16 protein-coding genes are annotated in these 20,135 nt (G+C 51.5%); 5 read left to right on the plus strand and 11 right to left on the minus strand.

Going from position 1 to position 20,135, the window contains the following annotated elements:
* Together P4S53_RS17960 and P4S53_RS17965 are read right to left on the minus strand one after the other, a co-directional pair.
* Nucleotides 1–1,437: a di-heme oxidoreductase family protein gene (locus P4S53_RS17960; RefSeq protein ID WP_337113756.1), complete on the minus strand. Its 1,437-nt coding sequence runs from the start codon at nt 1,435–1,437 to the stop codon at nt 1–3.
* Between the two features lie 104 nt (nt 1,438–1,541).
* The gene (locus tag P4S53_RS17965) at nt 1,542–2,795 is read right to left on the minus strand and encodes an imelysin family protein (RefSeq protein WP_337113757.1); all 1,254 of its coding nucleotides are present in this window, start codon (nt 2,793–2,795) and stop codon (nt 1,542–1,544) included.
* A gap of 558 nt (nt 2,796–3,353) precedes the next feature.
* On the opposite strand from P4S53_RS17965, the gene P4S53_RS17970 reads away from it, so the two are divergent.
* Together P4S53_RS17970 and P4S53_RS17975 are read left to right on the plus strand one after the other, a co-directional pair.
* The gene (locus P4S53_RS17970; protein ID WP_046219768.1) at nt 3,354–3,854 is read left to right on the plus strand and encodes a MarR family winged helix-turn-helix transcriptional regulator; all 501 of its coding nucleotides are present in this window, start codon (nt 3,354–3,356) and stop codon (nt 3,852–3,854) included.
* A gap of 136 nt (nt 3,855–3,990) precedes the next feature.
* Nucleotides 3,991–4,851 (plus strand): LysR family transcriptional regulator, encoded by an 861-nt coding sequence (locus P4S53_RS17975; RefSeq protein WP_337113758.1) that lies wholly within the window; start codon nt 3,991–3,993, stop codon nt 4,849–4,851.
* Here the strand turns inward: P4S53_RS17975 and P4S53_RS17980 are convergent.
* Nucleotides 4,796–5,566: a TSUP family transporter gene (locus tag P4S53_RS17980; protein WP_337113759.1), complete on the minus strand. Its 771-nt coding sequence runs from the start codon at nt 5,564–5,566 to the stop codon at nt 4,796–4,798. The two genes, P4S53_RS17975 and P4S53_RS17980, sit on opposite strands and share 56 nt — an antisense overlap.
* 299 nt (nt 5,567–5,865) lie before the next feature.
* Between P4S53_RS17980 and P4S53_RS17985 the strand changes: the two genes are divergently transcribed.
* A complete protein-coding gene (locus tag P4S53_RS17985; RefSeq protein WP_337113760.1) occupies nt 5,866–5,988 on the plus strand; it encodes a hypothetical protein in 123 nt (40 codons plus the stop codon).
* Between the two features lie 59 nt (nt 5,989–6,047).
* Here the strand turns inward: P4S53_RS17985 and P4S53_RS17990 are convergent, their stop codons facing one another.
* From P4S53_RS17990 to cmoM, 8 genes are all read right to left on the minus strand, one after another.
* Nucleotides 6,048–6,890, minus strand: coding sequence for a PEP-CTERM sorting domain-containing protein (locus tag P4S53_RS17990; RefSeq protein WP_337113761.1), 843 nt, complete (start codon nt 6,888–6,890; stop codon nt 6,048–6,050).
* A 147-nt stretch (nt 6,891–7,037) separates the two neighbouring features.
* Nucleotides 7,038–7,523 carry a globin domain-containing protein gene (locus P4S53_RS17995; protein WP_337113762.1) on the minus strand — a complete coding sequence of 162 codons (486 nt, stop codon included), beginning with the start codon at nt 7,521–7,523 and terminating at the stop codon, nt 7,038–7,040.
* A gap of 153 nt (nt 7,524–7,676) precedes the next feature.
* Nucleotides 7,677–8,504, minus strand: a complete 828-nt coding sequence (locus P4S53_RS18000) for a tetratricopeptide repeat protein (protein WP_337113763.1) — start codon at nt 8,502–8,504, stop codon at nt 7,677–7,679.
* A gap of 315 nt (nt 8,505–8,819) precedes the next feature.
* Complete coding sequence (locus P4S53_RS18005; RefSeq protein WP_337113764.1) at nt 8,820–9,860, minus strand: hypothetical protein; 1,041 nt, start codon at nt 9,858–9,860, stop codon at nt 8,820–8,822.
* 361 nt (nt 9,861–10,221) lie between these two features.
* Nucleotides 10,222–14,685: a chromosome partition protein MukB gene (mukB, locus tag P4S53_RS18010; protein ID WP_442958694.1), complete on the minus strand. Its 4,464-nt coding sequence runs from the start codon at nt 14,683–14,685 to the stop codon at nt 10,222–10,224.
* A complete protein-coding gene (gene mukE / locus P4S53_RS18015; RefSeq protein WP_337113766.1) occupies nt 14,682–15,410 on the minus strand; it encodes a chromosome partition protein MukE in 729 nt (242 codons plus the stop codon). The genes mukB and mukE overlap by 4 nt, the downstream gene beginning before the upstream one ends.
* The gene (mukF, locus tag P4S53_RS18020) at nt 15,391–16,719 is read right to left on the minus strand and encodes a chromosome partition protein MukF (protein WP_337113767.1); all 1,329 of its coding nucleotides are present in this window, start codon (nt 16,717–16,719) and stop codon (nt 15,391–15,393) included. The genes mukE and mukF overlap by 20 nt, the downstream gene beginning before the upstream one ends.
* Nucleotides 16,720–16,769: 50 nt before the next feature.
* Nucleotides 16,770–17,564, minus strand: a complete 795-nt coding sequence (cmoM, locus tag P4S53_RS18025; protein ID WP_337113768.1) for a tRNA uridine 5-oxyacetic acid(34) methyltransferase CmoM — start codon at nt 17,562–17,564, stop codon at nt 16,770–16,772.
* A gap of 117 nt (nt 17,565–17,681) precedes the next feature.
* Between cmoM and elyC the strand changes: the two genes are divergently transcribed.
* Nucleotides 17,682–18,494, plus strand: coding sequence for an envelope biogenesis factor ElyC (gene elyC, locus P4S53_RS18030; protein ID WP_337113769.1), 813 nt, complete (start codon nt 17,682–17,684; stop codon nt 18,492–18,494).
* 237 nt (nt 18,495–18,731) lie between these two features.
* Nucleotides 18,732–20,120 (plus strand): L-cystine transporter, encoded by a 1,389-nt coding sequence (locus P4S53_RS18035; RefSeq protein WP_337113770.1) that lies wholly within the window; start codon nt 18,732–18,734, stop codon nt 20,118–20,120.
* The last annotated feature ends 15 nt before the right edge of the window (nt 20,121–20,135 follow it).

Genomic DNA, 20,135 nt, shown 5'->3' on the forward strand with positions numbered 1-20,135 from the left:
TTACAGTGAATGCAAGAAAGCGATTAAGGCTTCCCGGTCCTGTTGACCCAGCTGGCGCACCTGATCGCGGCTGGCCTGCGCTTCACCGCCATGCCAGAGCACAGCTTCCATCAGATTGCGGGCCCGGCCGTCATGCAGGAAATAGGTGTGGCCATTCACTTCCTCGGTATAACCAATCCCCCACAGCGGTGCGGTGCGCCATTCCCGGCCGTTAGCCAGAAACTCGCCACGGCCATCCGCCAGGCCTTCTCCCATGTCATGCAACAGCAGATCGGTATAAGGGTGAATGGTCTGCTCAGACAGAGCCGGCAAACTGTCGACTTTGGCTGTCTGCAACTTGCTCTGGTGGCAAGATCCGCACCCTGCCTCAGCAAATAAGCGCTCACCGCGTTTTACTTGTGGGTCATCCAGATTGCGGCGCACAGGTACCGCCAGGTGACGGGAATAGAATTCAACAAAATTCAGGATCTTATCGCTGACTTCGGGGGAACCGCCATTGGCCATTGTCTGACAGACCTCCTGACCGCTGGTGCAGTTTTCAACCGGAAACAGGCGGCTGGTCAGGCCCAGATCACCGTTAAACGCACCGGCGTTTTGCTGCATCAGTGTCGGCTGACCAGCTTTCCAGCCAAAGCGGCCGGCAACGGTTTGCTGTTTTTCAACATCCCAGACCCGGTTCAGACGGCCGGAAATCCCTTTGCCTTCTTCCTGCTGGGCTGCTGCCAGCGATACCAGGGTCTGCTCGGGGATCTGCTCCAGCAATCCCAGGCCGATCATAGGCGGAGCAATCCGTGCCGACATCATGATGTCCGGGTGCAGGTCGCCATAATTCAGCTGCGTGATCGCCAGCGTCGGTTTGCGCAGTGTGACGATCTCGCCATCCGAAAAAGTGACCGGTACATCCGTGTATGTCACTGTGATCTGACCTTCGGGCTTGGCATCAGGCAAAGCAAAATCCTGCAGCTGACCGCCATAGACAGGATCAGGAATCACACCATCGACAATCAGGGCTTTTTTCTGCTCCGGTGTCAGGGCTGGAATGCTTAAGCGCACCAGCATAGACACAGCGTTGGTATCGCCAGGTTCCGGCGGGTGCCCCCGGCCATCTTTGATGTGGCAATTCTGGCAGCCATTGGTGTTAAACAAGGGCCCTAATCCGTCTCGCGCTTCTGTGGTCGCGGGGGCCTGTACCCAAGGATTACGGAAAAAACTGTTACCGACGCTAAAGTCCAGGCGTTGAATTAACGGCAGATTCGCCGCAGGCATCGAATAGGCATTGGCACCGGTTTTCGTGACACTGGTTGCTCCACCTGACTTTAGCTGTGAAAGATCAGCCGTAGCCGCTGTTCCACTGCTTTGCTGGGCCGCGGCTGGCAAAGCGATCGCCAGCGGCAAAGAAAACGCAACCATCCTGGCTGCAAAGGACTTCAACTTCATGTTAATACACACTCACATTTTCAATTCTTCTGGTACACATCATGACGGCAAAAGGGCTCAGATGAGCCCTTGTTTATAGTTTTAATAAATTGACATCATCACGCTTAAAACTGGTGATCCGCGGTATCCGGGTTCAGGTTAGTTACACCCAGAATACTGGCAGCTCGCTCAATTTCCGCCGTTTGTTTCACCAGCGCCAAAATGGCGTCATTCACCAGCTGGTTACCGGCTTTATTGCCGGCCGCAATCAGTTGGTCAAAGTGCTGATTATTCTTTTCTGCCGACTCAACCAGGGTATAAACCTGCGAGCGGGCGTTGTCGAATTCAGCATGGATGGCCTTGGCCGCTTGCTGATCTTTCTCAGCGACCAGATCATGGATACTCGGCCCTGTCAGGGTGCTGCCATCAACACGCTTATAAGTCCCGGTGTAAACGTTATAAATACCCTGCTCATCATAGAAATGTGAGTTATGGGTGTTGTCTGAGAAACAGTCATGCTCATCTTCGGTCGAGTTAGCTTCCAGTGCCACTTTCATACGCTCACCGGCCAGTTCGCCCAGCGAGAGCGATCCCATCCCGAACAGCATTTTCCGCAAACCGTTATCTGGTGAATCTGCCAGCAACTCGCTGCGATAATTGCCTTTTTCGGCCGCAGACCATTGCTTGGCCATCCAGTCCAGATCGGTCATCAGCAGCTCAGACGCCGCTTTCAGGTAAGCCCGGCGGCGATCACAATGACCATTGGTACAAGCTTCACCATTGGCAAAATCGGTATAAGCACGCGCACCGGCGCCTGCAGAGGTCCCGTTCAAATCCTGGCCCCACAGCAAAAATTCAATGGCGTGATAACCAGTGGCGACGTTAGCTTCAGAACCACCGACTTCATTCATATCCGCCAGTAACTCAGGCGTAATTTGCACCGCATTGATCGTCGCGTTACCCACCTGAATCGTTTCGTTTGCAATGATATTGGCCGTTGCACCGTCATTACCCAGCTCGTGGTGGTAACCCTGAGCAACATAATCGATCAGACCTTCATCCAGAGGCCAGGCATTCAGCTGGCCTTCCCAGTCGTCTACAACCGGGTTACCAAAACGAAACACTTCCGATTGCTGATAAGGGATACGAGCCAGCTTCCAGGCCTCTTTGGCTTCAGCCAGCGTCTTTTCAGAAGGCGCAGCAATCAAAGCATCAATGGCTTTGTCCAGATTGTGTGCCGTTGTCTGGGCATCACTGAAAACATGAAAAGCAATATCTGCATAATGGCTGACGACATCTTGCTTAGACACAGCAGCATGTGCGGAAGCGGAGGCCACAACAGAAGCGGCCAACAGAGAAAGGGGAAAAGTCTTTTTCATCTTGGGCGTATCGTCCTTGGTGAAATTAAAAACAATGAGGCTTATATTGAGAATTATTATTATTCACAAAAACAACAATAACAAGCAACAAATAGAAACAATTTGAAAAATAGTGACCAAAATCCGTACAAACAAAAAAATGCGGTATTTTGTGGTGAAGGTTTAATCATTTTCATTCGCGTGCCTCAGGATAGTCCTCCGCTCCTTATCAAGATTACAGTGTGGGGCCGATAACTATTCCACTAATCTACAATAGAAATGATCAGCAGGAATCGACAGCGAGTCTGTTTATCAGGAAATACCTGAGTTGTTCGTCGCTGCTTCCTGATGTCAGAAGCTGATAAATCGAGCAAATCATGGTTTTTACAGCATTTTTGATAGCTGGCTTATTCACTGGCGTGCTAGAATTTTGGCTTTACTGAAGGTCTGACTGAAAAAGACAAACCATCACGTCAGCTGACTACTCAGACAAACTGAATCAATAAGTGCTTTTGCCGTTTCTATCACGCAACAATCCATCACCTGATGTTCCGTGCGGCAACAAGGTGGGAGAGCAACATGGACAAACATGAAGAAGTCCTCATCGCCCTGCGACAAATAATCCGAGCGATCGACCTGCATTCAAGACAACTGAACAAATCAACCGGTCTGACCGGACCGCAATTGGTACTGATGAAAGCCATACGCGATTCAGGTGAAGTGACGATTCGCCAGCTTTCCAGCAACACCAATATGAGTCAGGCAACTGCAACAACCATTCTTGACCGATTGGAAAAACGTGGCCTTGTCGTCAGAGAAAGAAGCAAGCTGGATAAACGAAAAGTGCACGCGCATCTCACCGCTGAAGGCTTGGCGAATCTGGATAAAGCCCCTCTGCCTTTGCAGGAAAGTTTTGTCTCCCGTTTTCAGCAGTTAGACGAATGGGAACAGTCGCTGCTGCTGTCGTCGGTACAACGTATTTCTTCCATGATGAATGCCGAGCACCTGGATGTGGCGCCTATGCTGGAAGTCGGCAGTATTACGCAAACGCATCCCGACGACACCTCAGGTCATCACTAAGCTTCCTTTCCGATAAACCGCCGGGCAGTTTGACTGGCGGTTTATCTGTTATTTCCCCGCTCGCCCATCGCCTCCCCTTGCTGGCTTTGTTATCATCCATTCCAACAATTCATCAATCATGCACCAGGAGCTATTTGTGCTGCTTGAAGGTGTGGAAACATTACTGGTACTGGCCAAAGAAGGCACCATGAGCCGTGCCGGCAGCCGTTTATACATCAGCCAGAGTGCTGTCAGTAAACGTATCGCCAGGCTGGAACAACGGTTGGGCAAAAAGCTGATTGTGCCTGATGGCCGCAATATCAAATTAACCCCGGATGCGCAGGCACTCGTGGCGCAGGTCGGCCCCGGTTTCAATGAATTAAAAGGCCAGATCTTCGATCAGCAGGCGATTCGGGATCATAGTCCGATTATTCTGGCCTGTTCAGAAACCCTGGTGGCTGGTTATCTGGCCGCCCTGATGGGGCGCTTTCTGAAAGACGATCCACATATCGTGCTCAATACCCACCACACCCCTGTCATTGTTGAGCGAGTACAGGCCGGTGATGCAACCGTCGGGTTTTGTGCCGGTCATCTGCCCGCGCATCACGGGCTTCAGGCAAGGCATTTATTTGATGAGCCTTTTACTCTGGTCTTCAATCAGCCACTGGCTGAGGCGCCAGAGTGCCTGCTGACCAATGATCTCAGCAATCCGGCCAATGCTTATCAGGCGGGATTATTACAGCAGGCGGGAATCCGACCTTTGATGGAAATGGATTCCTACACCGCCGCCGCCAAGCTGGCACTGGGCGGCGCAGCCCCGGCGCTGGTGCCGCTTTCGGTGGTGAAGACACTGGCAATCAAAGAGCACCACTGCCAGCATTTTGCGTTTCTGGACGGCTTTGTCCGCCCGATTTACCTTTGCTACCGCCAGCACAGTTACCGCTCAGAACGCGTGAAGCACCTTATTGAAACCATTGCGGATTTTGTTCCCACAGCAGCTTTATTGCCATCAGCATAGACATGATCACCACCATAGGGCGGATGAGCTTTCGTCCGTTACTGACCACCACTTTAGCGCCGATTCTGGCGCCGATAAATCCTCCTACCGCCATCACCAGGCCGATCTCCCATACCGGCAGACCGGCCATGATAAAGAACATCAGCGCGGCAATATTGGAGGTGAAATTGAGCACTTTCGTGCGGGCAGTGGCTTCCACTATGCCCAGACCGGCCAAAGTGACAAAGCAAATGGTAAACAATGAGCCGGTCCCCGGCCCGAAAAAGCCATCATAAAAACCAATGCTGGTGCCGACGGTAAAGGCAAAAAGTCCGTCAGAAATTTTCGCTTTCCCACCGTGGATACTGGCCTGGGGCGCGAACAGAAAATACAGAGAAATGACAATCAGCAAGGCAGGAATCATGGTCGTCAACAGACCGGCATCAATCACTTGCACCAGTTCTGCCCCCACGGCTGAACCGACAAAAGTGCAGAGGATTGCCAGCACCATTTGCCTGAGATCGACCAGGCCGTTACGGACAAAATAATAGGTCGCTGAAAAACTGCCAAAGGAACTTTGCAGTTTATTGGTTGCCAGCGCCTGCGTCGGCGGCACACCGGCTGCCAATAACGCAGGCACGGTCAGCAGTCCGCCACCACCAGCAATGGCATCAATAAAGGCAGCCAGCCCGGCCACGAAGAATAAAATCGCGAGAATGTCTAAAGAGATGTCCATACTTCTTCCTGAAAACGATGGGGCCCTGTCCCCATGGCCGGGAAAATTAACATCCCTCATCACCCGTTAACAGCGAAAGCTAAGATATCAATTCATTCCTCAATGGAATCAATTGGCACTTAACCGCCCTTTATGCCTGTCCCTGTAAAGCTAACGTGTCTGTCCTTTTAAGACTGGCAATGGAATCAATCGACACCTAACCGCCCTTGTGCCTGCCCCTGTAAGGCTTCGTGTCTGTCCTTTTAAGACAGTCAGAAGGTGACCCGGCCGAACTACACTCAATAGGGAGGTAAAAAGTTATGTCTATCAAGATTCAGCGCACTGAGTGCCCTGGCCCTTTATCTCAGGCTGAAAGCTTACAGGAATGGGTCAATGCTGCCATTCAGGCGCTGGAAGACTTATTGAAGTCTCCGCAAGATTAGCGCTTTCACGCACAAAAAAGGGAGCACAGGCTCCCTTTCCGACACAGTTTATGACTAGGTTATGCCTGATGGCGGCGTCTGGACTGGCGGCTTAATAAACCCAGTAAGCCGAGACCCAGTAAAGCTAAACTGCCAGGTTCAGGAACCGGGGTTGGCGAATCGCCCCCATCCGGATCAAACGCCACCTGGCCATGTGCCCACTCTTCATAACCTGAATCAAACTCAGAGAAGCTGGAGTAGAGCACAAAATTGTTCTGACCCGCGGGAATATTAGCGAAGTAATTCTCATTGATTAAGAACACTAGATCCGTCGCACCACTACCTGGGCCGTTGTTATTCTTGCTGGTATCCAGACGCACTGAGTTATCCTGAAAAGCACCGTTATCATCCCAGTCCAGACTCCAGAGCAAAGTACTGCTCTGCAAGTTGGCAATATCATCCACATTCTGGCTGGCAACACTGGTTGAGAACAGCATCAGGTTCGTCAGTACAATTTCATTATTATTCCCGGTTTCATTGGCATCCAGTATGAAGGCGAAGAATCCATCCAGCGACTGCAGCTCAGAAAACGTCACATCACGGGTAAAATTGCCCGACGGATGCTGATCCATCATGTAGGGATCTGTCGTACCGGTATTAAACCCTTCCTGGATACCGTTTCCATCCCCATTACTATTACCGTTCCCGTTACCATTTCCTCCTTCCTGAACACGAAGGAAAGAGCCCAGGTTACCCGACCCGGCCCCGGTTTGCTGATAAACCGCGACATAACTGTCACCTTGGTTGCCCATCGTCAGTACAGCCTGATCAACACCCGGTGCCGCTAAATTGATTTCAGCTGCGTTGACCGAAACCCCCAGACAGCACAGTGCTGTCATGGTTAAACCAGTTAATACCTTCATCCTTTGCCCCTCTGCCTACTACATGCGCTACAGATTGAGAAGGCAAATATGAGGCCAAATGGTAAGCGATTGTTTTTAATCAAAAAAACAGGTTACAGAAGTGAGGGTTGTAAAATTCTCTGACAAGCCTGTGGTTGGCCCTTCCTGTCAGTCCGGGTGCTGTTCATCCTGGCGCTTACGTGTCATCTCAGCCGACAAAGTTAACTGCACCATGACGTACCGCTTAAACACTTCGCTCAAAGGCTGAGTATCCAGCGCCTGCTGCATACACCGAAGCCATGCCTCTTTCTCGGTGCTGTTCAGACGTACCCGTCGCCGGTTGGTATTCAGATAACGCCGCCCGTTGGACTTTGTGTAAAGCGGCACTTCACCCCGTATCCAGCTCAACAGAAAAGTCGCCAGCGCTTCACGATAGTCAGTCAGATCGTCCGGGTATTTGGCCCGGATCACAGCCAGTTCAGGGTGCGTTTCCATGCACTGACAAAATGCATCTGCCAGTTTACGAATACCCGCTTCACCACCCACGGCGCTCAGTCGGTTTTCGCCGGATGAGAAATCCAGAGTGCCACGGGTGACAATATCGGAAATATCACGTTCGGGAGGAATCACAACATCGCCCATTACAAAAAACACAGCTATGCATTCATTATCGGCAAAATACTGCCAATTGATGTAAAAAATCTGTCTTCGAAATGGGACAAAAGAAAGCCTTCACAACAAGGTGAAGGCTTGAATGCATAACAGGAGAAGAAATAACCGTTCAGGTGTTGTTATGCGAAAAGGGGATTACAGTGAAGCACTGTAAATTGTCTGGTTTTGCTGATAGAGCCTTAAGCGCTGAGTAAACTTGGCAATGCGTTGCGCTTCTGCGTCCTGCTCTAATTTTTCAAGAGCAATTTCCTGCGCTCTGATCGCCTGGTTAAATTGGCCGCAGGCAGCATAAGCGGCGGCAAGATTGTCATAGTCACCCGCATCTGCCTCAGACTTTTTGACCAGCTGTTTCGCCAGCTTCAGCGCTAAATGACCGTCGCGCGCATTTTCATCAGAGCAGGTGGCATATAACCAAACCAGGTTACGTTTTGAATCCAGCGAACCGCCATTCGATGCCTGAGTAAACCAGTGAATCGCTTTACCGCAGTTCACTTCGCCTCCTGCAGCGCCGGAAGCATAATAATTGCCTAACTCAACCATCGCAGGGATATCTCCCTCTCTGGCCGCCTTGCTGTACCAGTTGATCGCCAGCTCATTATTTTGCGGCAGCAACTGGCCTTTTTTGAACAAATCGCCGATCATTGTTTTCACTTCAGGCATATCTACCGCGGCTTTTTCCAGCCAGTAAAGTCCTTTCAGTGGATCGGCCTCAATACCGCTATTCCCTTCCAGATATGCCCGGCCCAGGAAAAGCTGCATATTCTTATCACCTGCTTCCGCTTCAAGCTCCACGTATTTCAGTGTCGATTTCAGATGATTGGTCGGCTTGGTGGTTACAGATGCCTGAACCGGCTGTATACCATACGCCATCACAGCGACACCAAATACTGAACTGAGTGCAATCTGTTTAAGTAGTGTGAGTCCATTCAACGCCGGTGAAAGCAATTTGCCACTGAAATTCATAGTTGTTTCTCTTTGGTTCCTGTACACGCAATGGTGAGAACTTTAATGAATGACAGGTCAAAAAACAACCAACCCTATCTGGGCAATCGCGACTAAAAACATCGACATTATTGATAAAGAGGACGGGAATCAAAGAGTTGTTCTGAACACACTAAGATTATTTTTGCGTAAAAATGAGATATTGATCTTGTGTAAAAAGCTAAAAAACCGCATTTTCAGCATGATCGACTAGCTGTTCAGCAAGAATTCAAGCTTGTGATAAAAAGAAACCGGTCGAACAAAGTCGACCGGTTGTGTTTACATTAACCCGGTAACTCAGTAGATATCATAGTTACCGTCAGCGTTATCTGTCACTTCAACATCGTAGCTACCGTAACCGGAAAACTCAGGGATAGCATCATCGACATCGCACATGATTTCGAAGTCATAATAGCCTTTCGGTATACTTGCCATACCGTAGGAATAGCCTCCGTTATCATCCTGACTCGCAGTGGTCACATAATCAGGATCACCTGAGCTTGGACCATCGGAATCAGACTTGAACAGATAAATCAGTTTCAGGCTGTCTTGCACGCAAGCTGAATCCAGGATTTCACCGACAACATCGACCGCATCCAGTTTATTGACCAGCCACATCCCTTTACCAGACAACCCGTAAGCCCCGTTATCCTGCATATCAAAAGCACTGTAAGGGTCAATCATCATCGAGTAAGTTTGTGGGTAGCCGTATTTGTCTTTCAGATTAAAGCCTGCAAATTCCAGCTTACCGCCCAGGTCAATTTTCTTGTAATCGCCATCGTATTCCTGGACATAGGAGTATGGGCTGCCCGTGCTGATATCAATATCACCATCAAGATCGATATCATAACCACCGCCGTAGCTACCCTGATCGTTAATATTCAGGGTCACACTTACATAGTCATCAACCGGCAGGCCCACGCCTTTCAGCAGATAAGCCAAATCATTGCTCATATGCAGTAAATCAATCAGCACCATGCCTTCTGGCAGCGCATCATTGATGATTTCTGATGGTGGTACACAATCAGGATCTGACTTCAGCGCCTCTTCAATCACTTCATTGGTGTATTCAATGATGTTGCCGGCACTGCCTTTAATTTCCAGCCCCGTAATAGCCAGACACACTTTGCGTGGGCCGTCATAGCCGTCTCCGGGATTACCAGGACCGCCGGGATCACCAGGGTCCGTACCCGGATTTTCAGGGACTTCAATCGTGACGGGCACTTCCTGCTGACCATCTGAATCCAATGGTGTATTCGCAGCGTTATCCGCACTGCCTGAATCACTACAACCCGCCACTGCCATCATGGCGAGCATTAATAGAATTATACTTTTCATGTCATCACCCCTACGACAAAACTTATTCATTCGTTATTCACTATTCACCCAACCCGGCCGCCACGCCTGAAACATGCATTGGGTGGTTAGTCAGATGGCCGACTCCAACACTAAAATTCTAGGCACTCTACCGAGCCGCAAAGCGCTATCGACAGTGACACTAACGATTGAGAAACAGGTCTTAGGAACAAGACAAAACTGACCGCATGATGATGCGTAAGCAGGACAAAAAGAGGCGAAGTGATCGTTCAGACAGCGCTTGATACAAAAGCCCTCAAGTCAGAGGGCCGGAGAGAGCAGGAAAAAGATAGGACAAAAAAACCAGCATGTTTCCATGCTGGTTTTTGTTTTTCATCAGGCTTTAGGCCGGGTCTAACTCGAGTTGTCTGCCCGGTTCCGGTTCACCTTTCGGTTCCTGGCCAAAACCACGCAAACCCACCACATGGACATGTTCCCGATCTTTAAAGATCTTACGTACAAGCTTATAGGTGGTGCCCTTCTCCGGGCTGATGTTCTCTGGCGCGGCAATCAGCAGCTGCATGTCCAGACGATCACACAGCTCGAACAGGGTCGCGATAGACTTGGCATCCAGTCGCGCGGCCTCATCCAGGAACAGCAGTCGGCATGGAATAATATCTTTCCCGCGCAGACGGCGGGCTTCTTCTTCCCAGCTCTGCACAACCATCAGCAAGATAGCCTGACCGGTACCAATGGCCTCACCGGTTGACAAGGCGCCCGATTCCGCCTGCAGCCAGCCATCTGTGCCACGGTTCACTTCAATGCTGAGTTCCAGATAGTTCCGGTAATCCAGCAGTTCCTCGCCCAGGGTCTGCGGTGAGCGCTGACCCATATCAATATGCGGGTTCAGTCGCTGGAACAGCTTGGCAATGGCTTCAGAGAAGGTCAGACGATTATTGCCGAACAAATCCTGATGCTGATCCTGCTGATCGGCAAGACCCGTCAGCAGAGATTCATGGGTTTCGCGCACGTTCACGTTCAAACGCACCCCTTTCACCTGGCCAAAGCTGATGTTCTGCAGCCCCTGGTTCAGCATCTTGATGCGGTTTTGCTCCCGCATGATGGTCTTGCGGATGATATTCGCCACGCTGTCTGAACTGATCGCCAGACGCTTTTCACGTGCCGTCAGCTCTTCGGTCAGACGGGCCAGTTCGACTTCCATCTCTTCGATGGCCTCAACCGGATCGTCGGTACGGATAATATCGTGACGAATCCGCTCACGCAGATGCTGGTACACCGCAATGTAGAACAGGACTTTTCGTTCCGGACGCGATACGTCCTCAGAAGCACGCAGTGCATCCCGCAGCGTTTCATTATCTGCCACGGCCAGACGCAGTGCCCCCAGAGCTTTATCTGACAGAGAACGCAGTTCGTCGGCCGTCATGTAGGCCATTTCGCGCCGATGCAGGCGACGTTCAACATCACTTTCCCGGGCCAGACGCAATACAGCACACCAGCCCGCTTTGGTGTTCACCACCAGGGTGCGTAAGTCGATATAGTCTTTTTCCACCTTGCGCAGGCGCTTCACCAGCGTGCGCATTTCCATATCCAGTGACGTGGTGGCTTTTTCCAGCTCGCTGCGACGGTTACGGGAACTGTGCAGACGCTCATGCAGCTCATCACGACGCAGGCGTGCACGCTCTTCCGCCTCAAGATCGGCGCGAACGCCCAGTTCCTGCAGCTCACGCTCAAATTCCTGTACGGTTTCCTGCTTGGCCTGATGTGAGCTTTTCAGCGACGCCAGCAACTGGTTGTACTGGTTACTCTGAGTCTGTGCCTGTTTCAGGCTCTCACGGTGACGGGTACGTTCACGTTCCGCCGTTTCCAGTTTGGTTTTCAGTTGCTCGTTGAGCTCAGAGCTCTTGCTCAGCAACTCAACCGCATCGGCATAGCCAAAGTGGTGGCGACGTTCAACCAGATCAGCCAGGGCAAAAATCTGGCTTTTCAGTGTCTGAAGTGCCTGGTCCGCATCCTGGTACTCGGCCTGCATGGCATCAAACCGCTCAGGGTCTGTATCCAGTGCTGACACCAGAGTTTCCAGCTCTTCCAGTGCCTTGCCGTGACGCTCAAGGTAATGGCGTGCTTCGTCAATCTGGGCAAGCTGCTGCTCCACTTCCTCAAGACGGGCGGCAATCGTCTCATCTTCTAATAAGGCCACAACCGGCTGCAGTTTAGATAACAGCGATAAGCCTTCACGTGCAGCGGTCAGCTGGCTGCGCTGCTGCTGCTCAGTGGCTTCAGTATCATTCAGCTGACGCTGAATCTGATTCCGTTTTTCACGCGCAATGCGAATAGCTTCTTCCGGATCGGCATCAAACGCAATTGCCAGATGACTGGCGACAAAGGCATTGAAGCTCTGATACAAACGCTGGAGTTTCTGCGCATCGAAAGAGGCCTTGGCGTGATCCTCAACAATCTGATCACGCTCTTCACGTAAAATTGCCAGACGCTGCTCGCGGGCGGCCCGGCCAAACAGCGGTACTTTCGGGAATCGCGAATAACGCAGCTGCTGCTGATTGAGCTGAACGCACACTGCGCCTTCCAGTTCGTCGACAACAAAACTGCTGTCATCGAACGAGTCCGCCTCACCTTCGATGATATACAGATCATCCGGGCAATCATCCAAACCAGAGAGTTTCTCGCGGACAGACGCAATATCCTGTACCACAATGGCATGGCGGGCAGGGCCGTACATGGCACTGAAATACGGGGCATCATCAATCGTGATGTCGTCGTAAATTTCGGACAGTAAGGTGCCACCCAGCACATCGGCAATCACACGCAAACGGGAATCATCGCTGCCGCCAGGCAAGGCCAGGCGTTCGATTTCATGTTCAACATTTTGCTTGCGCACCGCCAGCTTGTCTCTGGCATGAATAGCGTCACGCTCAGACTCCAGCGTCTGGTGCATGGCCGTCATCACCGCCTGGCTGTCGTACAGATCCTGACCAGATTGTTCTGCCAGTTTCTCCAGCGCATCGCTGGCAGCAATCCAGGCCGGCGCTTTACCTTCCTGCAGGCTGATGTCTTTGGACAGCTGCTGTTCCTGGCGGCGCAGCTCGCTGCGTTTTTCCACCAAATCAGACTGATTCTGCTCCAGACTCTCTAAAGTCGCTTCGTGACGGGCCTGCTCTTCAGTTAGCGCCAGCTCGCCATCAATCTTAACGGCAAACCGTTTCGCGTAGGTATCTGCCAGTTCCTGAGCCTGGCGCTGGTGACGCATGCTGCGTTCCAGGTCGCGATACTGAGCACTCAGCTGTTCACTGCGCTGAGCAATCATCCGTAATTCTCGGCCTGTTGCCAGTAATTCACGGGCTTTTTGACCAGCTGAGGCACGATCAACAGCACCGGCAATAGTCACCACCAGCTGCAGACCACGCTCAAATTGCTGCGCCGCGGCTGCAGACATATCCAGCTTGTGTTTGAGTGCCAGCAGTGCTGTGGTTTTGCTGTCTTGCTGCTGTTTCAGGCTGGACAGTAGCTCAGGGGCATTCTCTGGGCTCAGCGTGTCATCGGCCGAAATCTGACGGGCCTTTTCCAGGGCCTGAACGGCTTGCTGGTACTGTAAGGCACGGGTTTGCTGTGCATCCAGCGCCTGCTGATAGTCGGCCAGCTGAGATTTCAGGCTGTCGACCTCATCTTCACTGAGCATGGCTTGTTCTTCCGCCAGTGCCAGTTGCTCGGCCGCTTCTTCCACGATCATGACCTGCTCTTCCAGACGCTCAGTCAGCTCCAGAAGATCATCACGGTAACGCTCAATTTTTTCCTGCTGACGAACGGCTGTCTGAACCAGTTGCAGGTGGTCCGACGCCGCCTGATGATCCTGCTCCAGCGCGCTCTCGTTGTCTTTCAGCTCGTCGAGCTCTTGCGACAGGTTGCCGAACACCTGCTGTTGATCTATCAGCGTCTGGCGTGAGCCCAGCAATTCGCTGCGCAGGCCAAGCGTCTGTTCCAGTTTGATGCGACGCTCATTGGCGTGACGCATGTAATCGGCCGCCACATAATTGGTCGCTTCTGTGATCAGATGTTTAAACAGGTCACGATCGCTCTGGGTGACTTTTATGGCTTCAAGCGTCATGCGGTTTTCACGCAGCGCCGCTTCCATATCCTGGAAGGCTTTCTTCACGCCAGAATTATGCGGCAGCAGGTAATCGCGCAGCGAGCGTGTAATCGCACTGGAAATACCGCCGTACAGGGATGCTTCGATTAAACGGTAGAACTTCGATCGGTCGGTACTGTTACGCAGCTTCTTCGGCAAGACGCCGAATTCAAACATCTGTGTATGGTAGTCGGTGACAGAAGAGAAGGTTTTAAACTGCACCCCTTCGTACTGCGACACAGCGTCTTTCACTTCATTGATCTGACGCACCCGTGCCTGGTTCTCAGACAGGGTTTCCACCAGAATATCCGTCGGTTTCACCGCTGACGGCAGGCCTTGGATCAGGAAAGGTTTGATGTCGACTTTTTTGTCCCGGCCGGCAACCTGCTGCAGTTTCACCGCAAAAATAATGCGCTGGTTTTTCGAGTTGACGATATCGAGCGCAGAATAACAGGCGCCAGGTTTGAGCTTGCCGTGTAATCCCTTATCCCGGGAGGCATTGGAACTTCCCGCTTCTGTGGTATTCCGAAAGTGCAGCAGGCTCTGATCCGGGATCAAAGACGTGATAAAAGCAGCCATGGTGGTGGATTTACCCGCACCATTACCGCCGGAAAGTGTGGTGACCAGCTGGTCAATATCAAATGTCCGGGCAAAGAAGCCGTTCCAGTTAACCATGGTCAGAGATTGGTACTTACCGCGCTCCATCAGGCGTGTTCCTCTTGCTCGGTTTCTTCATCACTTTCAGTGTCATTCGGTTGCTCTGCCTCAATCAGACTGGACTGAGTCGGCAATTGCTGATGCACGATGGCTTCACCGTCACGGATCAGGCGAAGCTGAGCTTCCCGGATATCATCACTGTTACGCACATCCGCGCCAAAGCGGAACACCGCTTCACTGATACGGAATTTACCGCTGTCGCCCAGCATGATCACCATGCCCAGACGGCGCATGCGGCGCAGGGAGGTTTTCACTTTGTCGAACAGCTTTTCGCGATCCAGATCAGAGCCTGACGCCCGGTTAGTCACCAGCTTCATCAGTTTCTTTTCATCGGCCAGCGACAGAAGCTCATCAAACAGTTCCTGATTGGTGAATATCCCCTCATGGGCCAGACGTTCAGGACTCAGGTACAGGAAACACAGCACTTTTCCGACCAGCATATCCAGTTCTGACAGCACAGAACGGCCAATCAGTGAGGTGGAGCGGGGGCGCAGATAGAAGAAGCCTTCCGGTGCCCTGACCAGTTCTGCGTTATAGCGCTTATAAAACAGCATCAGGTCCTGCTCAAACTCCAGCAGAAACGCATGGTTGTCCAGATCTTCACTGGACACATGACGACCCGAACGCAGTGCATTATCCAATGCCGGGAACAAAGGGTTGGCAATGGCTTTGGCCAGATTCTCTGGCATAAATTCTTCAATATTTGTCAATGACATTGGCTTGTACCTTGGCTCCGTAGTCGTTGATCAGTTCCCAATCAGGCTGAATCGCACTGAAATCCGACTCGGAATAACCGAGCCTCACGGCCTGATCGACAATAATACGAGCTAAATCAAAATGTTGTGCATGGGAATGCTGGGCCAGGTATTCCCGGATCAAAGCGCCCAGATTGATGGCAGCACCCTGAGATTTATGGATATCCAGCATTTCAGCAATTCTTTCACTGAGCTGATCATTGACCTGGCTCAGTTCTTCAAATTCAAGCGTTTCCGGCACGATACCTGTCACTTCATCGTCGCGAAGCACCAGTTCTTCATCGCGCATGTCGAGCAAGCGGTCAGCATCAGCGTAAGTGAGCTGCCATGGCGCGTCGAAGAACTCGGCGACCGACTGGCGCAAGCGTTGGCTGAAGGCACGGTTTTTGTCCATATCAATGGCGGTACGGATAAACTTATGCACATGGCGGTCGTAGCCGATCCACAGATCGATTGCCTGCTGGCCCCAGTTGATAATCCGGTCCAGCTTTGCCTGCAGGGAATACACCATGCCTTCGACATATTCCAGCTCCAGATCCGAGGTTGTGCTGACCGCATCCTGAATGGCAAGCAGCTGGGTTTGCAGCTGATCACCGGCAGCTTGCAAGGTATCCTGAAGCTCGCGCAACGTACTGGAGGTTTCATTCAGCAGGCTTTCACAGTTGGTGATGGCCGCACGCCAGTCCTGATTGAGCAGTTCAGCAATATCTTCTTTCACCTGCTGCTGCTGTTCATCCATCGTACGCTGGTTCAGATCGATACGATCAAAAATCTCGGCCACTGAATACTTCAGTACCGCATAGACGTTGATTTTCCAGTGTTGTTCATTGCCGCCTTCATGGGCAGCCACCGCGGCTTTGGTCAGCTCATCGGCTACCATCGCCAGCTGAATCGACAGTTTCATCGATGAAAATTCGCGATGGCGGGCGTAGTAATCGGCAATCCCCAGTGCCAACGGACTGAGCCGGTAGATACTGGCACCTTCTGTCATTTCACTGGTAAAACGGGAAATCAGACGCTGGCGCACCAGTTCGTTGATTGCGTTATTGGCGCGGAAAACCAGGGTGTCTTTCGACTGGTCAAACATGTCGCTCACAATCTTGAACGCGTCAACCAGCTCACCTTCCCCCAGTTCCTCATCCAGACGCTCACCGCTTAACACGGCAATCGCCAATAAAAATGCCAGTCTTTCCGTTGGCAGGTTAAGGGCGAATTCATGTTGTTTCACCCAGGTCACCAGCTCAGGAACAGTCTGGGATTGGTCACTCATCCGTTGTCCTTATTTGTTAGATTTATTACTTGCAACCGGCTTGATGTTTCTTACTGCAACGGTTTCTGAGCGTATACATGGATATAGCGCCCTAAAGATAAATACGGTTCCTGGCGGCAGAGACGCTGCTCCATCGCCAGTAATTGCTCAAGACTGTACTCACCCACCCTGTCGGTACGCATGTAATCATGGAAAGTCCTTACGCCGGTTTTCCCTAAAAGAGTAAAACCGCCTTCCGTGAGCCATGCATACACCTCTTCCGGTGTCTGTGCCGACTGGGGCTGAAGCTTGAATCGTTTGCGGTGAGGCATCCCTTGTTCTACGTGGGTTAGATTACCGCAAATCAGGTTCTTAAACAGCAAGCCATTCTGGTTATAAAACATGACGGAGATTATTCCGCCCGGTTTCAGCTGTGTCATCAGGTGTTCGAGTGCTGCACGGGGATCGCTCAGCCATTCCATCACCGCATGGAACAAAATCAAATCGACCGGCTCATCCAGATAGTGATCAACCTGCTGCACCGGACAATGTATGAGTCGATATTGCTCAAGCAGGCCATTTTTGGCAATTTCCGCACCCGCCAGTTTCAGCATTTCTCCAGAAAGATCACATAAAGTGATTTTATGACCACGTTTCGCAATTAATTGCGACAACTGTCCCATTCCGCCGCCAGCATCCAGCACATGCAATACTGTGCCCTGCGGTGCTGATCTCGCGTCAAGGGTATGTAAAATCTGCTCCAAATCTTGCCATACGACAGTCTGACGGATCAGCCCTTTGGCTGTACCGTAGATGTTTTCTGAGAACTTTTGGGCTAAATCATCAAAATTTCGATCTCTGATCACGTCAGTTTTCGTTATGATAGTGGCCTAGTCAGATGCTTATTGTGTCACAAGCTTTAGAGTAATAAAGACTTGGAGCGCGTATTCAAGCTCAATTGCTGAAATTTCGGACGACCTGATATGTTTGAACTGAAAAAAATCTTGTCAGCTTTTTTGATGCCCCTTCCTTTGCTGCTGATCGTGGGCATCACAGGGCTGATGATACTCTGGTTTACCCGCCGGCATAAGTTGGCCGGGTACATGCTGGCCGTCTCTTTATTGGGTATTTTCCTGGTCGCCTTTCAGCCTGTTTCCAGCAGCCTGCTGACCCCTCTGGAACGCCAGTATAAAGGCTATATTCCATCCGGACAGCCGGTGGATTACATCATGGTGTTAGGCAACAGCCATGTGGTCGACAAAGATCTGCCTATCACCTCTGAACTGTCACGTGCCTCGCTGATGCGCCTTGCTGAAGCCATCCGTATTCATAACTTGTCACCCGGCTCCAAAATCATCCTGTCAGGCTATGACGGAGGCACCGAAATCAGTCAGGCCCGGATGATGGCAAAAGTAGCCATTGCCTTAGGAGTCAATAAGCTGGATGTCCTTCTGCTGGAAACCGCAAAAGATACCTGGGAAGAAGCCTTTCAGGCGGCTTCTGTGGTCGGTAAACGCAATTTGGTACTGGTGACCTCAGCCAGCCATATGCCGCGTGCCATTGCTGAGTTTAGTCAGGCGGGCCTGAGCCCGACCCCCGCCCCGACCAACTACCTGGCCAGTGATGAGATCCATCAGCCCTGGCTGAAATACGCGCCCAAAGCCCAGTATCTGGAGCAAACAGAGCGATTCTGGCACGAAACACTGGGCAAATGGTGGCAGAAATTGCGCGACATGGCCGACAGCGCTGCACCTGTGAATGTTGTGCAACCTGTCGCTAACAACACCGCCGCCTGACACACCTCAATACGACAGCCAGCTCATTGCTGGCTGTCACTGCACAATAATTCCTCTTCAATCGGTTACATCTTCATCAATATTCCATTTAGTTTTAACATGTTCGATTTTTGAATAGTTAAAGTAATTAGGAAACATTCCTTAAACTCCGCTTAATCCCTATGATGCTGAAAACATTTTTTGACAGTTCTGCGCAACATGTTATGCAGGCTGGATACCTTATGAATAGAGAGAAGTATGTTTCTAATCGTGAACCTGGCGGTATTTGCGCTGCTGATTGCCTTTCTGGTGAAACAACAAAAAAGTGATCAAACCCTGTCCAAGCGTGTATTTACCGGTCTGGGACTGGGTGTCATTTTTGGTGCGGCGCTGCAGTTTATTTACGGTGCCGGGGATGAAGCCATTGCCACCACACTCAAATATGTCGGTATTGTCGGTTCAGGCTACGTCAGCCTGCTGAAAATGATTGTGATGCCTTTGATCATGGTGTCGATTATCGCCGCTATCGTTAAAGTCAAAAATGCCGGTTCACTGGGCAAGATCTCAGGCCTGAGTATCGGTATCCTGCTGGCAACCACAGCCGTGTCGGCTCTGATCGGTATTCTGGTCAGCAATCTGTTCGGTCTGAGCGCTGAAGGCATTGTTCAGGGCGCGCGTGAAATTGCCCGTGGTGAAGCACTGCAGACCCGTCTGGCCTCGGTAGAAACCCTGTCTCTGGCAGACATGATTATTTCTTTCTTCCCGGGTAATCCGTTTGCCGATCTGGCCGGCAGCCGTCCGACCTCAACCATTGCCGTGGTCATCTTCTCCGCGTTCATCGGTGTCGCCAGCCTGACCGTTATCCGCACTCAGCCTGAACTGGGTAAGAGCCTGGAAACTTTCGTCAATGTTGCGCAGGAAGTGGTCCGTACGCTGGTGCGTATGGTACTGGCCCTGACACCGTACGGTGTACTGGCGCTGATGACCAAAGTCGTTGCCGGCTCGAACTACAGCGACATTCTGAACCTGCTGAACTTCGTGGTCGCTTCCTATGTAGGCTTAGGCCTGATTCTGGTCATGCACCTGATTCTGGTCGCCGGTGTTGGCGTGAACCCGATTCGATTCCTGAAAAAGATCCTGCCGGTGCTGACGTTTGCCTTCACCTCACGTTCCAGCGCAGGTACCCTGCCGCTGAACATTGAGACTCAGGTGAAAAAACTGGGTAACGGTGAAGCGGTGTCTAACTTCTCTGCCTCGTTCGGTGCCACCATGGGTCAGAACGGTTGTGCTGGCCTGTATCCGGCCATGCTGGCGGTGATGATTGCCCCAACGCTGGGCATTGACCCGCTGGATCCGGGCTTCATGATGACCCTGATTGCGATCGTCACTATCAGTTCCTTCGGTATTGCCGGTGTGGGTGGCGGTGCAACGTTTGCTGCGATTATCGTTCTGTCTGCGCTGGATATGCCGGTGGCTCTGGCTGGCCTGCTGATTTCCATCGAGCCATTGATTGATATGGGCCGGACTGCGGTGAATGTCAGCGGTTCGATGACTGCAGGTACAGTGACATCCCGGGTTCTGGGACAAGCTGACAACAGCATTTTCGAGAGCGATGAAGAAATCAGTGGCGAGCGGGCCAGCGCCTGACGAATCTGAATATCG

This window comes from Photobacterium sp. Hal280 (genome assembly GCF_037162255.1).
In the GTDB taxonomy this organism is placed as follows: domain Bacteria; phylum Pseudomonadota; class Gammaproteobacteria; order Enterobacterales; family Vibrionaceae; genus Photobacterium.